Raw genomic sequence first — 12502 nt, forward strand, 5'->3', positions numbered from 1 at the left:
AGGATCCCACGCCTTCGGCACCGAGACGGGCACCGCTCGTGGGTGGAGGCCGAGGGGTTCTCGCCCGGTCCGTCGGGAAGCCGGTGGCCGGGGTGATGCCCGCGACGAAACCTTTACCGCAACGCCCACCATGGCCCTATCGCGCGTAAACGGGTGCGATGCCCGGACGACAGGAGCTGGGTGGCCCGGCTCAGCCGCGGACCGAGCCGGAGCTGAGTCCGGCCACCAGGTAGCGCTGGGCCACGAAGGCGAAGAGCATCACCGGGATCGTGAGCAGCACGGCGGCCGCACCGGCTTGCTGGAGCATGGGCAGCGTCTGGCCGAGCTGGGTGGCGACGAACACCGGTACCGTGCCGGCTTCGGTGTTCGTGAGCACCACGGCGGTCAGGTACTCCTGAAAGGCGAAGAAGAACACGAAGATCGCCGCGGTGAGGATGCCCGGGCCCAGCAGCGGCACCATGATCCTGGTAAGGATCTGATGACGCCGGCACCCGTCCAGCATCGCGGCCTCGTCGAGCTCGCGCGGGATCGCGGCGAAGAAGTTGCGCAGCAACCAGATCGTAAAGGGCTGGTTGATCGCCACCAGAGCCATCGCCAGCACGAACCGGGTGTCGTAGATGCCCAGGCTCCGGGAGATGTCGTACATGGGCAGCACGATCGCGAAACGGGGCAGGGAGCGGAACACCAGGGCCAGCAGCAGCAGCGCGATGGACACCCAGCCGGGAAAGCGGGAGAGGGCGTAGGCGGCCGGGATGCCCAGCACCAGGGCCACGAGCGTGCTGACCACGGCCACCACAAGCGTGTTGAGCAGATAGCGGTAGAAGTACGTGGTCTGCCACAGATCAGCGAAAGACTCCAGCGTCGGCGAGTAGGTCAGCACCGGCGGGTTCACAAAAGCCACGCTGGTGGGCTTCGTGACGGACAGGACCGTCCAGATCACCGGCAGGAGCATCAGCAGGCACACCAGCGTCAGGATCACGGTGCCGATCGGGCCCACCCCGGTGCGGGCCCCGGGCCGGCGGGCAATGGTTCTCATATCTGCTTGGCTTCCCGGACGACGTCGCGCAGGAACGGGTAGAGCATCACCAGAATCACGACGATGGTCAGCACGGACAGCGCGCTGCCCAGTCCGAGGTCCTGGCCGCCGTCGCGGAACGCGATGTTGAAGATGTAGAGCATCACGGACTCGTTGCCCAGTTGCACCGCCTGCGGGGACAGCGGCACAAGATTGTCGAAGACCCGCAGGATGTCCATGACCGAAATCAGCCCCACGAACCCGATGACCCCGCGGATGGAGGGGACGATGATGCTCCAGTGCGTGCGGATCGGACCGGCACCGTCGAGCTGGGCTGCCTCCAACACGTCACGGGACACGCCCTGCAGCCCGGCCAGGAGGATGAGGGTGGCGAAGGGCAGCATGGACCAGATCACGTTGAGCGCCACCATGATGCGGTTGGGCCAGGTCTGCACGTACCACAGCACTTCGTCGCCGGTCAGCCAGCTGAAGGCCAGGTTCACCACGCCGCCGAAGTTCTGATCGAACAGCCACGAGAACATCGTCGCACCCACCACGTTCGGGATGACGTAGGAGATCAGCAGAATGCCCAGCACCACCGGGCGCATCCGGCCCAGCTTGTTGACCGTGGCCGCCAGCACGTAGCCGGCGACCAGCAGCACGGCCGTCACCACCACGGTGAGCCCGGCGGTGAACACCAGGGCACGCCCGAAGCGCGGGTCCGTGAACGCCTGGGCGTAGTTGTCCAGGCCCACGAACTCCCCCGGTGAGCCGTAGTCGACCTCCTGGAAGCTCCACTTCACCGTCAGATACAGGGGCACGACCAGCAGCCCGACCATCACGGCCACACTGGGGCCCACCAGCCCGTAGAACTCCCGCCGGCGCATCAACGACGGTGCCCGCTGCCGGCGCCGGCCAGGCCCCGGCCCGAGTCCGGGGTCCTCATCGGGTGTCCTGCAGGATCTGCTCCGCGGCGTCCTGCATGTTCCGGGTGGCTTCCTGTGGCTCGGTGTTGCCGGTGAGCACACCGGCGACCATCGGGGTGATCTCGTTGCTGATCAGCGAAGTGTAGGGGTAGGGCTCCGCCGCCGGGGCGTTGTTGATCGCGTCGTTGGCGGCATCGGCGTAGGGCGAGTTCTCGGAGGTGACCACGCCCTCCCGCGCCGGGTAGGCGGCCGGCACCGCGGCCTCGGAGGCTTCCTGACCGACCGAGACGGCCATCAGCTGGAACAGGAGGTCGGGGTCCGCCTCGGTGTTCGCCGGGATCGACCAGCCGTCCACGGACAGGGCGCTGTACTGCTTACCGCCTTCCTCGACCGCGGGCGGGGCGGCGAAGCCGATCCGGTCCGCGTACTGCGAGTTCTCCGGGTCGGTCAGATCGGTCATCCGCCCGGAGAACATGATCGAGATCGCGGCGTCCCCGTTGTACATCTGCTGCTGCACCGCCGGCTGGTCGAAGGTGGTGACCTGCGGATCCATGTAGGGCAGCAGCGACTCCAGCTCCTGGAAGGCCTGCGCGGCGACCGGGGTGTCGAAGTTCGCCCTCCCCGCCTGGTGGTCCACGAAGTCGGAGCCCAGCGAGCCCAGGGCCGCGTCGTAAGCGGTGACGATGTCCGAGCTCGCCAACCACGGCAGGGCCACCGGGTGCTCCATCACCCCGGCCTCCTGGATCGTCTGGGCGGCCTCGCGCAGTTCCGCGAACGTGGTGGGGGCCTCCAGACCCAGGTCCTCGAAGACGTCCTCGCGGTAGGCCATAACGAAGACCTGCGCCTGCATCGGCAGCGCGTAGAGCGTGCCGTCGTAGGACATCGCCTCGAGCATCTGCTGGTTCAGCCCGTCCAGGCCGTACTGCTCCTCGTACTTCGCGAACAGATCATCCAGCGGCATGAGCTTCCCCTCGGCCGCGTAGGTGGGGATCACGAACCCGTAGGTCTCCACGATGTCGAAGGTGCCCGAGTCCCCGGCCAGCGTCGCCTGGGTGCGCTGGACCTGACCGGCGAAGTCGATCGGATCGTGCTTGACGGTCAGCCCGTCCTGGGTGCAGCTGGAGACCATGGTGTTGGTGAACGGATCGATCGCCGAGGAGTTGTAGGCCAGGACGTTGACCGTGGTGGCCTCCTCGGGGACCTCGACGTCGCAGGAGACCTGCTCCGCGCCACCACTCTCGGCCACCCGGGAGCCCGCACCACAACCGGACAACACCGTCATCGCAGCGGTGAGGCTGACAACCAACATCAAAGACTTGTTGCGGAAGGGCATATCGGGGCTCCAATCGGAAGGAGGGAACGAAACCACAGCCGGCCACGACGCACCGTGAGACCACCCTAGGGCCACTGGGCAGGACCAGGTCTAGGACCCGCCTCTGACGCTGCCGGCTGCGTGGCCGTCAACGCACGCCCACGGCCTCGTGGTGGAGGCGCCCGACGCGCGGAAAGCCCTCACCCAGCCGCACCGCATACCGGCCACGGCCCGACCCGAGGCCCACCGCTTCCTCGCGGGCGCAACTGACTGTGAGCAACACCGGTCCCAGCACATGGCGGGCAGTCTAGGGCCCCGCTCCGACAAGCGCTTTACCCGACCCCCGCACGAGGCCCCCAGCCCTGCCGATCTCAGGAACCGGTGCTCGGTTCTACCCCGGCCCCAACATCGCCACCGGTCAACGACGGTCGAAAAGAGTGCGGTAGTGACGGGGTGGTATCACGCGGTCGTCGCAACGGCGGCCTGGACCTACCATTCCCCATCCGTGCCGGCGGGCCTATGGTGGGGGCTCTTGTGCACCGACAGAAGGAGGTACCGATGGGACTCGGAGACAAGATCAGTGCTGCGGCCGACAAGACCACCGGTGCCGCCAAGGAAAAAGTCGGCGCCGCCACCGACAACCCGGATCTGCAGGCCCAGGGCCAGGCGCAGAACATCGCCGGTCATGCCAAGCAGGCCGGTGAGAGCGTCGAAGACGCCGCCATGAACGCCGCCGACGACCCCAGATAGCCGCAGCCGCAGCCGCACCGTTGAACCACAGTGCAACGGCCCCGGCTTTCCTTCACGGGACCGGGGCCGTTACAGGCCCGGGGGGAGGGCCCAGGCCTCGGTGAGCGGTTCCCCTGGTGGGCAGCTCGGGCGCCGGAGCTGTCCGATTCCACGATGTAGCGCGGGTCCTCGCCACCAGCCCGGTGGGTGTGAGCGTCCAGATCGAACTCCTCGGTCCGCTTGTCCACGGTCGTGCCCTCGGACTCGGCCTGTGGGGTGTTCCAGGTGACCTTCGGGTTCTTGCTCAAGCCCATCCCCTCGGCTCCTTCCGTCGTCGCCGCCGTGGTGCTGCCATCACCGTGTACCGGTGGACCGGTCTTCTGCCGGAGCGCGGGCCGGTCAGTCCTGAAGCGGGTCGTGACCCCAGTTCATCAACGAGTACCGCCACCGAGTGCCGGTCACGTCCCCGTCCGGGCGCTGGGCGAGATGACGGTGCACGTAGCCCACGACCTTGTGCATGTGGTCGTAGTCGGCCTCCGTGCGCTCGGACTTCTTCTTCTCCAGGATCTCCACGATGCGCCGTCCCGAGCGGTGCCCCACCGACTCCCCGCCCTCGGACTGCCCCACGGACTTGGATTCGTCAGTCTCCAGCCAGTCCGACATCTGCCGGGCAGTCATGTTCACCGCCTCCTCGAAGTCCTTGCCGATGGCCTTCTCACTGTCCTTGCCGCTGTCGCTACCCATGGTCCGCTCCTCCATCTCGGTATTGGCCGGCTGTGCCGCTGTCGACTTCAGCCTTCCGTGGCGCCGTCGTAGTGTCCACCCCACGGTTCACCGCTTCGGCAGCGACTTTTTCGACGCCCGGCCAGCACCGGGTTGATTGACGCACCATCTGATTCATCGACGGGCGTTCGCTAAGACGGACACCTCCGGCAGTTCCCGGATCCGCCGGTAGAGGAGGGCCCTCGACACTCTGAGCTCGCGGGCGACCCGAGTGGCCGGCTCCCACCCTCGATCAGGCGGATCGCGTTGCGGCTCTGGGAGTCGGTGAAGGTCTGTCTGCGTCCACCGAGGTCCTTGCCGGCAGCTCCCCGTTTGGCCACCGAGTCGGTGATCCGCTCCCGCCTGATCTCCAACTCCATCTGCGCCAGGGCGGCCATGACCGTGAAGATCATCGAACCCATCGGGGTGGCCGTGTCCACGTCTCCCCCACCAAAGTTCCGCACCCGCACCCCCTCCCTCCCCGCTGTTGTTCGGCAAAAATCGGCCGCCAATCGGCCATATGTAAAACAAAGGGCGTCGACCTGTTCCTGCATCCGCCGCCCATCACCCAACGATCTTTCGGACGGCTGTGAGACTGCGGCTGAACCTCCGACCCCCGGAGCGCAGGACGCCCGCATGAGAACCCCTACTGCACCGTTGCCGGTGGGTTCGAGGGAACGGGCGCACCGATCCGGGAGGTGGTCCGAAAAACGAAGACGGCATGGCCCTGCCCGTGATCGGGGCTATCCTCCTAGTGACAGGGATGGCTGAGAACCCAGTGCCCCCTTTCACCATGGGGACCCCCGCGGTCTCGTCGCTGAGAGAGGTCCCCATGCTCAACTCCTTTGCCACCTACCAAGCCCGGTCACTGCACCAGACCCTCACCAGGGCCCGGGTCTCGGTGCACACGTTGTGGTGGCGCTACTTCAGCTTGGGCGGAAATGTCGGCCACCTGGAGATTGACGCCTACGTGCACCAGTGCTTGGACCTTCCCCGTAGTGAGCGTGATCTGCTGGACCACGCCGCCTTCGAGCTGATCACCATGTAGAGCCCCGCCCAGCCCGGCCACCGAGACGGTGGCTTCGCCGAGATCCGCCAGAGGAACCACCCACCGGTACCGGACTCCGCCGGCACCGGTGGGTGATCGAGCGCGGCTGCGCCCGAACTGCATGCCCACCCACGAGCCCGGACCGGATGGGAATCCCTACCGCGGCACCGCGAGGCAGCGCCAGATCGGTCGGACGGGAGTAGGAAAAGAGGCGAGAACTCCCGTAGCTCCGGCCTCTCATCCGCCAGCTGTAGAGCCAGGCTGCTTGCTGGTCCTACCAGCCGCCGAACCGGGTCAGATCGCTGCTCCGGCCGCCTGGCCGGGATCAAGTTGTACGAGGCGCTCCCGCCGAGCGTGCGGATCGGTGTCCTTCCGGTGGCGCATCGAGCGGGGCAGGTCAGGTTCCGCGGTAATCAGTGAGCGGGGACGTGGTGGACAGTGCGTCCTCCTGGGCGTCGGCGTCTTCCCAGAACGCGTCCGGCGGTGGTGCATCCGGCGGGCGTCCACCGCCGGGGCGAGCAGGCCCCGCAGCGACGAGACGGTCTCCCCCTCGTTTCCGGGGCGTGGTGCCCTTTGACCTGTCGCGGTGCTGCTGGGCAGCGACCAGGACGCGCAGCACACCGATGACGACTTGACGGGTCCGGGGTGGGAGACTGTCCACCCCCTCGGGCAGCTCCTGGGCCAGAGGCGGCCCGGGCACCCGACGGTGCGCGGCGGTGAATGCCACGGATTCCGGGACACCGGCCAGCCACCCGATGGCGCGCACCGTCTCGTCGGTGGGGCGCGAGTCGTCGGTGTTGTTGCGGATCCGCCCCAAGGTGGCGGCCTCCACCGCGAATCCCCGCTCTTGGGCCATGCAGCTCAGCTGGCGGATAAAGGTCTGGTGCTTTTGCACTGCCACATCCAGCAGGTCTTTCAGGGACTGGGTGGTGTTCATGGGAGTACCTGTCTCCTCGAGGTTCTGACGCATCTGCAGGCCGGGGGGCGGACCCCGGCCCCTGCAGCGGAACAACGATCCAGGGGTAGGCCCCCGGAGAATCGAGGGCGTTCGGGGTGCGCTGGACGGTCCTGGAGCTTTGGGTGCCCGGCGGCCGGCCCTGACAGACCACGGAACTCATCGTGGGACGACTGAAGGCGGTCCCGGCCCCCCGGGCCGGTTCCGCCTCCATCGCTTGCCCCCGTGGTCGGCTGCTGGTCGTGGCCACCGGCAAGGACGCCGTTGTCCCGGTCCTGGTGGCCAGCCCGGGCGAGAGAACGCTTCCGGGTCAGCCCCCGGCTGACCATGTTCGTCCTCTGCCTCCCACGATGCGCGCTCCCCACCCGGGGACCTAACCCCGGCACGTCATGTGGTGTGCCGCACACGACGCATACCGGTGCAGAAGTGAACCACTGGCCCCCGCTGTCGCAAGGAGCGATGTCACCGGCCGGAGGAGGCTGTCCCTAGGTGCGGGGCGGTCGGGGTGCTGCTGGTCTCGGGCTGCCCGTCGTCGCGGTGGTTGGTGTTCTCCCCCTGCGGGCCTTGGGGGTCCAGAAGGGTGGGGGCCCGGGTGGAGCTGAGGTCCACGGTGACCGCGGCGTCCGGGAAGAGGGCGCGGGCCCGGGCGGTCATCCGGGTCAGTTCCTGCCGGTCACCGGGGGTCGGGTCCCCGGTGACGGTCAAGGTCACGGTATTGGCGGTGCCATCGACACGGACAAGAACGGAGATGGTGCGGCTCATGGCGGGGACCTTTCATCGCAGGGCCACCCCGCGGACACCGGCTGTGCGAGCTCCCCGAGGAGGTACCCCCACGGTAGGGCAGGCGGCTGGGCAACCCCCTGGTAGCTCGCCTGCGAACTCGGTCGGTCACCCATTCGGTCCGCTTCGCGGAGACCCCCACAGCCCTGAGGCGGAGCCCAGCCACAACGCGTCCATCGCGGACCAACCGCCCGGGTGCTTCCCGCGTGGCCACCCCGACCATGACAAGAAACCACCCCGTCGCCAACGCGCGCTCTTCGATCGTTGTTGACGTTGATCCTGCCCCGGAGTGGGCCTCGTCGCCTCCCACTCGAACTATTGACACCACTTCCACCTTGATGATTCGTTCCCGCCCGAGCCCCCATTTCATCGACGCCAGGCTCGCCAAGATTATCGCCCCCATCGGCGGATGGGGCCCCCTATCTCCCCACCCAGATCAGCACCGCAACCCCCTCCCCTACCCCGCAAAACCACGACGAGGGCCGGCATGGTCGGTGTCGAGGGGACCATGCGGTCCAGCGTGGTGATCGTCAGCGTGTCGCCCTCCGCAAGGGCGACCACCGCCTTGGAACCCCGCACGCCCCTCTTCCCCAAGACCGACGTAGTAGACGTCGTGCTGGAGGGCTGCCGCTAACCGGCCATATGTAAAGCACAGGGCCTCCGGCTGCCTCCCTTCCCAAGGGGAGGTCCGGCCACACCGGCTCAAGAGCTTCTCAGCCTGTGGACGGGCGTGCGTTCATCAGTGCTCGGGCTGGCCTTCCCGTCCTGGCGTCCCTGAAAGTCGAAGACCATGGCAGTTCATTCCCACTTTCGGGGAGGTTTCATGATCCCGAAAATCATCCTGTTGGCCTTGAGGCGAGGGACAGTAGTTCACGGGCACGACGGTGGTGATGGAGATCTGTGATGGTACTGACAGATGAGACGACGAGCGGTTCCCCGCCCCGGTTCCTGCCCCGGGGCGAGGGGCGGCTGGCGTTCGAGGTCCACGGCGAAGGTCCCTTGGTGGTGTGCGTGCCGGGCATGGGTGACTTGCACCGGGTATACCGCTTCCTGGCCGCCGACCTGGAGACGGCCGGATACCGGGTGGCGGTGATGGACCTGCGCGCGCACGGGGACAGCGATGCGACTTTCAGCCGCTACGACGATGTGGCCACCGGACACGACATCCTGGCGCTGATCACCCATCTCAGTGGCCCCGCCGGCGTGGTAGGTCACTCGATGGGAGCCGGAGCGGCGGTGTGGGCCGCGGCCCGGAACCCGGAGTTGGTGGATCGTCTGGTGCTGATCGGGCCGTTCGTCCGCGACGTGCCCTCGCCCCCGGTGCGACGGGGGCTGCTCCGTCTGGCGCTGCGCCGGCCCTGGGGACGCGGGGTGCGGCGCCACTACTTCCCGCAGTTTTACCCCGGACGCACACCGCCGGGATTCGACGAGCACCTGGCCGCGATCGACGCCGGCCTGCGCCGCCCCCGGCACTGGGCCGCCTTCGTCGGGACCACCCGCACCACCCACGCCCCCGCCGTGGCCCGGCTGGGCGAAGTCACTGCCCCGACTCTGGTGGTGATGGGCGAAAACGACCCGGACTTCCCCGACCCCGCTGCAGAAGCCGCGCTGATCGCCGCCAGGCTCCACGGCCAGGTCCTCCTCGTCCCCGGGGCCGGACACTACCCACAAGCCGAATACGCGCCCCTGGTCTTCCCGGCCGTCGTCACTTTCCTCACCGCAGGGCGAACCGGAGCCTAGAGTCGGGGGTCCTCGGCGTGGTGGAGCAGGCGCACGGCCAGATCCAGCACCGGCAGCTGCTGCTGGCGGGCCGCAGCCAGCAGCCGGGCGTGAGCGGTGTCGGCCTCCAAGTCGTGGCGTTCCATCAGCAAGCCCACGGCCTGCTGGATCTCCGGGCGACCAGCCACAGCATCATCGAGCTGCCCGGTCACAGCATCGTGGAGCTGCCCGCTGAGCTGGTGGGCGGTGCGGGAGTCCTGGATCGCCCCCGATAGGGTCGCAGCCGCCCCCGCCAGCAGGCCCAACAGGTGCTCTTCATGCTCGGTGAACGCCTCCGGCTCGGCGGCGTAGACCTTCACCGCCCCGATCTCCTGCCCTTGATAGATCAACGGGGTGCTCAGCACCGAACGCACCCCGGTGGCCGCCGCGGCCGCGGCCCAGTCCGGCCATCGGGTCTCGGTGTAGGTGTCTTCGACTCGTTGGAAACTCACGGTGTCCCAAGCCGTCAGGCACGGGCCTTCCCCGGCCTCGTACTGCATCCGATCCACCGCCTCCACCCCCGGATCGGTGGCCGCCAGGGAAGTCGGCTCCCCGTCCTTATCGATCAGGGTCACCCCGGCCCCGACCGCCAACGGAATCAAGTCCCGGGCCACCTCCGCCAGCTCCGTCACCGCACCGGCGGCAGTGTCCGCATCCAGCAACAACCCCTGCAAGCGGGCAAAAGCGCCAGCCAGCTCCCCCACCGACGAATCCGATGCCACGACGTTCATCTCCACCCCACCCACACCCGGGCTCACGGCCGGTCCCCGCGCAGCCTCTTGACCTGTTGGCATCCATGATCCTCCCCCGGCACCGACTTTGACCCTTCTCTGCGCTCCGCAGCTGTTCAGCGACGGACAGCATGTGCAGCCTCGAGCAGTCCGCCCGCTGGCAAATGGCGATCACTCGAGCGCCGCACGCCCGTAATGCGGCGAGTGACTCGCCCTGGTCGCCGACTGCTAACGGCAATATGTGAAGCGGAGCACGTTGAGCTGCTCGCACATCGCTGTCCACGATCGAGCCACCAGCCGTGATGGCCGCCGCCCCTGGCGCAGGGCCCGGAACAGAACGAGCCCACGCTGCCCCTCTTGAAGGGTGACGGGCCGCGTGTCGTGGGGCGTTTCCGGGCGTACTTCCCGGGGTGACTTGAGAAACTGTGACGAGACCACGACAAAAGGGGGCGCGGTGTCGGTTGTGGATCGGGATCTGCCGTGGACGGCGTTGCCACCGTCCCTGACCCCGCTGCTCACCGCGCATGTGCCCGCCATCGCCCAGGAGATGCTGGAGGCGGTGCACCGCGACGTTCCGGTCTACGCCGCATCCCTGGAAAGTCCTTTGCGCCAGGAGATCCAGGCCGGGATCGATGCCGCCCTGACCCGTTTCTCGGACTTGGCCGGCACGGCCCAGCCGGCGCTGCGGCCGGAAGACCAACTGGTCTACGAGATCCTGGGTCGAGCCGAGGTGCACCAGGGGCGGCCCATGGACGCCCTGTTCGCCGCCTATCGGTCCGGGGCCCGTACCACGCTGCGGTCGATGTCGAAGGTGGCGATGGACGCCGGGTTCGAGGCCTCGGTGCTGATCGGGCTGGCCGAATCGGTCTTCGCCTACATCGAGGAGCTCTCCGCGGCCAGCGCCCAGGGCTACGCCCTGGAACAGTCCGAGCAGGCCGGAGAGCGGGACCGGTTGCTGGACGCGGTGGCGCAGATGCTGATCCGCGGCCACCTCGACGAACCCGCCGTGCGCGCAGCCGTGCTCACGGCCGGCTGGATCCTGCCCGAACGGGTGGTGGTGGTGGTCCTGCCTCCCGACCGGCGGGCCGGGCTGCGCTCCCGCCTCGGGACCCGGGCACTGTTCACCTCCCGCCCCGGTGAGGTCGTGGTGATCGTGCCCGAACCGGCCACCCCCACGGCCCGCCAGGAGCTGGCACGGGTGCTCGCCGGGCGCAACGCGGTGGTGGGCCCGGGGCGGTCCTGGCGTGCGGCGCCGGAGTCCCTGCGCCTGGCCGTCATGGCCCGGGACCTGCTGGGCGGCGACACCGGCGAACAGGGGCCCTTGTGGGTGTCGGAGCACCTGGCGTCCCTCGTGCTGCACAGTGAGCCCACCGTGATCGAGGACCTCGCCACCCAACGGCTGGCCCCGCTGGAGGAACTGCGGCCCGCCCAGCAGCAACGGCTGGTCGCGACCCTGCTGTCCTGGCTCACCCACCACGGGCAGCGCGCCGCGATGGCCGCGGAGCTGGAGATCCACGAGCAGACAGTCGGCTACCGGATCCACCAGTTGCGCGAGATCTTCGGGGAGGACCTCAACGACCCCCGCACCCGGTTCGAACTCGAACTCGTCCTTCGCGCCCGGTCCCATCGCGCCCCATCCTGAGCAGCGATCCCCGCCGTGCCCCAGGATCTGGCCGCAACCCCGGCGCGCACACGGAGACCGAGCTGGCAAACGAGCCAGTTCAGGGACAGGCGCTCGAGGGACCCCTACGGCAACACCGCTCCGCATGGAAGACAGTCAAGGGTCATTCCACCGCCGGAATCATCTCCATGACTTTGATCCGCCTCAGCCTGCAAGAAGCCTTATGTCAAGGAAGTGCAACAGGAGCTCCCTGTCCGTCTATTGGGAGCCTGACTACCGTACGGCCGTCTTGGCCGGTTAGATGGCTCCGCCGGCCGCTTCCGGCATCCCCGAGTCCCGGCCGTGACCGCCGTCGTGGCCGTGCTCGCGGGCCAGGTAGTTCTCGATGTCGAAGAGGTTCTCCGCCCGGGCGGCGATGTTCACCAGCGTCGTCATTGAAGCGACCTCCTCGACCTGCTCCTTCAGGAACCAGAGCATGAACTGCTCCCCCAGCGCGTCGCCCTCGGCCCGGGCGGCGGCGAACAACGTCTTGATCTGCTCGGTGACCTCCTGCTCCTGGGACAGCGCCAGGGCCAGGGGCTCACGGACGTCGGCGAAGTCGTTGCGCACCTCCCCCACCCCCGGGATGGTCAGGGGCAGGTCCCGGTCCAGGATGTACTGGACGATCATCATGGCGTGGTTGCGCTCTTCCAGCGACTGCCGGTAGAAGTGCCGGGCCAGCTGAGGGAGGTCCTGGCTGTCGAACCAGACCGCCACGGCGATGTACTGGTGGGAGGCGGCGAACTCATGGCCCACCTGCCGGGTGAGCAGCTCGTTGAAGGTCGCAGGGGCCATCGGTTTTTCCTCGAGCCGGGGTGTCGCGGGT

The 12502-nt window shown here is 68.1% G+C and carries 13 protein-coding genes and 1 pseudogene; 4 read left to right on the forward strand and 10 right to left on the reverse strand.

What is annotated here, in order from left to right:
* Positions 1-190 precede the first annotated feature (190 nt).
* The 3 genes from ACYVM4_RS00300 to ACYVM4_RS00310 are packed head-to-tail and all read right to left on the reverse strand — an operon-like array spanning position 191 to position 3187.
* Positions 191-1036, reverse strand: coding sequence for a carbohydrate ABC transporter permease (locus ACYVM4_RS00300; RefSeq protein ID WP_460667284.1), 846 nt, complete (start codon positions 1034-1036; stop codon positions 191-193).
* Positions 1033-1902, reverse strand: a complete 870-nt coding sequence (locus ACYVM4_RS00305; protein ID WP_460667285.1) for a carbohydrate ABC transporter permease — start codon at positions 1900-1902, stop codon at positions 1033-1035. Before ACYVM4_RS00305 ends, ACYVM4_RS00300 begins: the two co-directional genes overlap by 4 nt.
* Before the next feature lie 55 nt (positions 1903-1957).
* Positions 1958-3187 carry an ABC transporter substrate-binding protein gene (locus ACYVM4_RS00310; RefSeq protein WP_460667286.1) on the reverse strand — a complete coding sequence of 410 codons (1230 nt, stop codon included), beginning with the start codon at positions 3185-3187 and terminating at the stop codon, positions 1958-1960.
* A gap of 624 nt (positions 3188-3811) precedes the next feature.
* Between ACYVM4_RS00310 and ACYVM4_RS00315 the strand changes: the two genes are divergently transcribed.
* On the forward strand, positions 3812-4003 hold the full coding sequence (locus ACYVM4_RS00315; protein ID WP_460667287.1) for a CsbD family protein: 192 nt from the start codon (positions 3812-3814) through the stop codon (positions 4001-4003).
* Here ACYVM4_RS00315 and ACYVM4_RS00320 read toward each other — a convergent pair.
* The 3 genes and pseudogenes from ACYVM4_RS00320 to ACYVM4_RS00330 form a co-directional block, all read right to left on the reverse strand.
* Positions 3937-4296, reverse strand: coding sequence for a hypervirulence associated TUDOR domain-containing protein (locus ACYVM4_RS00320; protein WP_460667288.1), 360 nt, complete (start codon positions 4294-4296; stop codon positions 3937-3939). The two genes, ACYVM4_RS00315 and ACYVM4_RS00320, sit on opposite strands and share 67 nt — an antisense overlap.
* Positions 4297-4381: 85 nt before the next feature.
* Entirely contained in the window at positions 4382-4726 is a 345-nt protein-coding gene (locus ACYVM4_RS00325) for a DUF3140 domain-containing protein (RefSeq protein ID WP_460667289.1), read from the reverse strand.
* Between the two features lie 153 nt (positions 4727-4879).
* A pseudogene (locus tag ACYVM4_RS00330) lies at positions 4880-5226 on the reverse strand (recombinase family protein); the annotation flags it as partial.
* A 281-nt stretch (positions 5227-5507) separates the two neighbouring features.
* Here ACYVM4_RS00330 and ACYVM4_RS00335 point away from each other — a divergent pair.
* Positions 5508-5792, forward strand: coding sequence for a hypothetical protein (locus ACYVM4_RS00335; protein ID WP_460667290.1), 285 nt, complete (start codon positions 5508-5510; stop codon positions 5790-5792).
* A gap of 397 nt (positions 5793-6189) precedes the next feature.
* Here the strand turns inward: ACYVM4_RS00335 and ACYVM4_RS00340 are convergent, their stop codons facing one another.
* Positions 6190-6729 (reverse strand): hypothetical protein, encoded by a 540-nt coding sequence (locus ACYVM4_RS00340; RefSeq protein WP_460667291.1) that lies wholly within the window; start codon positions 6727-6729, stop codon positions 6190-6192.
* Positions 6730-7209: 480 nt separating this feature from the next.
* Entirely contained in the window at positions 7210-7509 is a 300-nt protein-coding gene (locus ACYVM4_RS00345) for a hypothetical protein (protein WP_460667292.1), read from the reverse strand.
* A gap of 921 nt (positions 7510-8430) precedes the next feature.
* Here ACYVM4_RS00345 and ACYVM4_RS00350 point away from each other — a divergent pair.
* Positions 8431-9267: an alpha/beta fold hydrolase gene (locus tag ACYVM4_RS00350; RefSeq protein ID WP_460667293.1), complete on the forward strand. Its 837-nt coding sequence runs from the start codon at positions 8431-8433 to the stop codon at positions 9265-9267.
* Here ACYVM4_RS00350 and ACYVM4_RS00355 read toward each other — a convergent pair.
* Positions 9264-10016: a GAF and ANTAR domain-containing protein gene (locus ACYVM4_RS00355; protein WP_460667294.1), complete on the reverse strand. Its 753-nt coding sequence runs from the start codon at positions 10014-10016 to the stop codon at positions 9264-9266. The genes ACYVM4_RS00350 and ACYVM4_RS00355 overlap by 4 nt on opposite strands.
* Positions 10017-10506: 490 nt before the next feature.
* On the opposite strand from ACYVM4_RS00355, the gene ACYVM4_RS00360 reads away from it, so the two are divergent.
* A complete protein-coding gene (locus ACYVM4_RS00360) occupies positions 10507-11658 on the forward strand; it encodes a helix-turn-helix domain-containing protein (protein ID WP_460667295.1) in 1152 nt (383 codons plus the stop codon).
* 276 nt (positions 11659-11934) lie between these two features.
* On the opposite strand, the gene ACYVM4_RS00365 is transcribed toward ACYVM4_RS00360, so the two are convergent.
* Positions 11935-12471, reverse strand: a complete 537-nt coding sequence (locus tag ACYVM4_RS00365) for a ferritin (protein ID WP_460667296.1) — start codon at positions 12469-12471, stop codon at positions 11935-11937.
* Positions 12472-12502: the final 31 nt, after the last annotated feature.

It is taken from the genome of Kocuria himachalensis, assembly GCF_054784195.1.

Excerpts from the sequence above, each read along its gene's own strand:
- ACYVM4_RS00300 (WP_460667284.1), bottom strand. The coding sequence starts at position 1,036 with ATGAGAACCATTGCCCGCCGGCCCGGGGCCCGCACCGGGGTGGGCCCG.
- ACYVM4_RS00305 (WP_460667285.1), bottom strand. The coding sequence starts at position 1,902 with ATGCGCCGGCGGGAGTTCTACGGGCTGGTGGGCCCCAGTGTGGCCGTG.
- ACYVM4_RS00315 (WP_460667287.1), top strand. The coding sequence starts at position 3,812 with ATGGGACTCGGAGACAAGATCAGTGCTGCGGCCGACAAGACCACCGGT.
- ACYVM4_RS00320 (WP_460667288.1), bottom strand. The coding sequence starts at position 4,296 with ATGGGCTTGAGCAAGAACCCGAAGGTCACCTGGAACACCCCACAGGCC.
- ACYVM4_RS00325 (WP_460667289.1), bottom strand. The coding sequence starts at position 4,726 with ATGGGTAGCGACAGCGGCAAGGACAGTGAGAAGGCCATCGGCAAGGAC.
- ACYVM4_RS00335 (WP_460667290.1), top strand. The coding sequence starts at position 5,508 with ATGGCTGAGAACCCAGTGCCCCCTTTCACCATGGGGACCCCCGCGGTC.
- ACYVM4_RS00340 (WP_460667291.1), bottom strand. The coding sequence starts at position 6,729 with ATGAACACCACCCAGTCCCTGAAAGACCTGCTGGATGTGGCAGTGCAA.
- ACYVM4_RS00345 (WP_460667292.1), bottom strand. The coding sequence starts at position 7,509 with ATGAGCCGCACCATCTCCGTTCTTGTCCGTGTCGATGGCACCGCCAAT.
- ACYVM4_RS00350 (WP_460667293.1), top strand. The coding sequence starts at position 8,431 with ATGGTACTGACAGATGAGACGACGAGCGGTTCCCCGCCCCGGTTCCTG.
- ACYVM4_RS00355 (WP_460667294.1), bottom strand. The coding sequence starts at position 10,016 with ATGAACGTCGTGGCATCGGATTCGTCGGTGGGGGAGCTGGCTGGCGCT.
- ACYVM4_RS00365 (WP_460667296.1), bottom strand. The coding sequence starts at position 12,471 with ATGGCCCCTGCGACCTTCAACGAGCTGCTCACCCGGCAGGTGGGCCAT.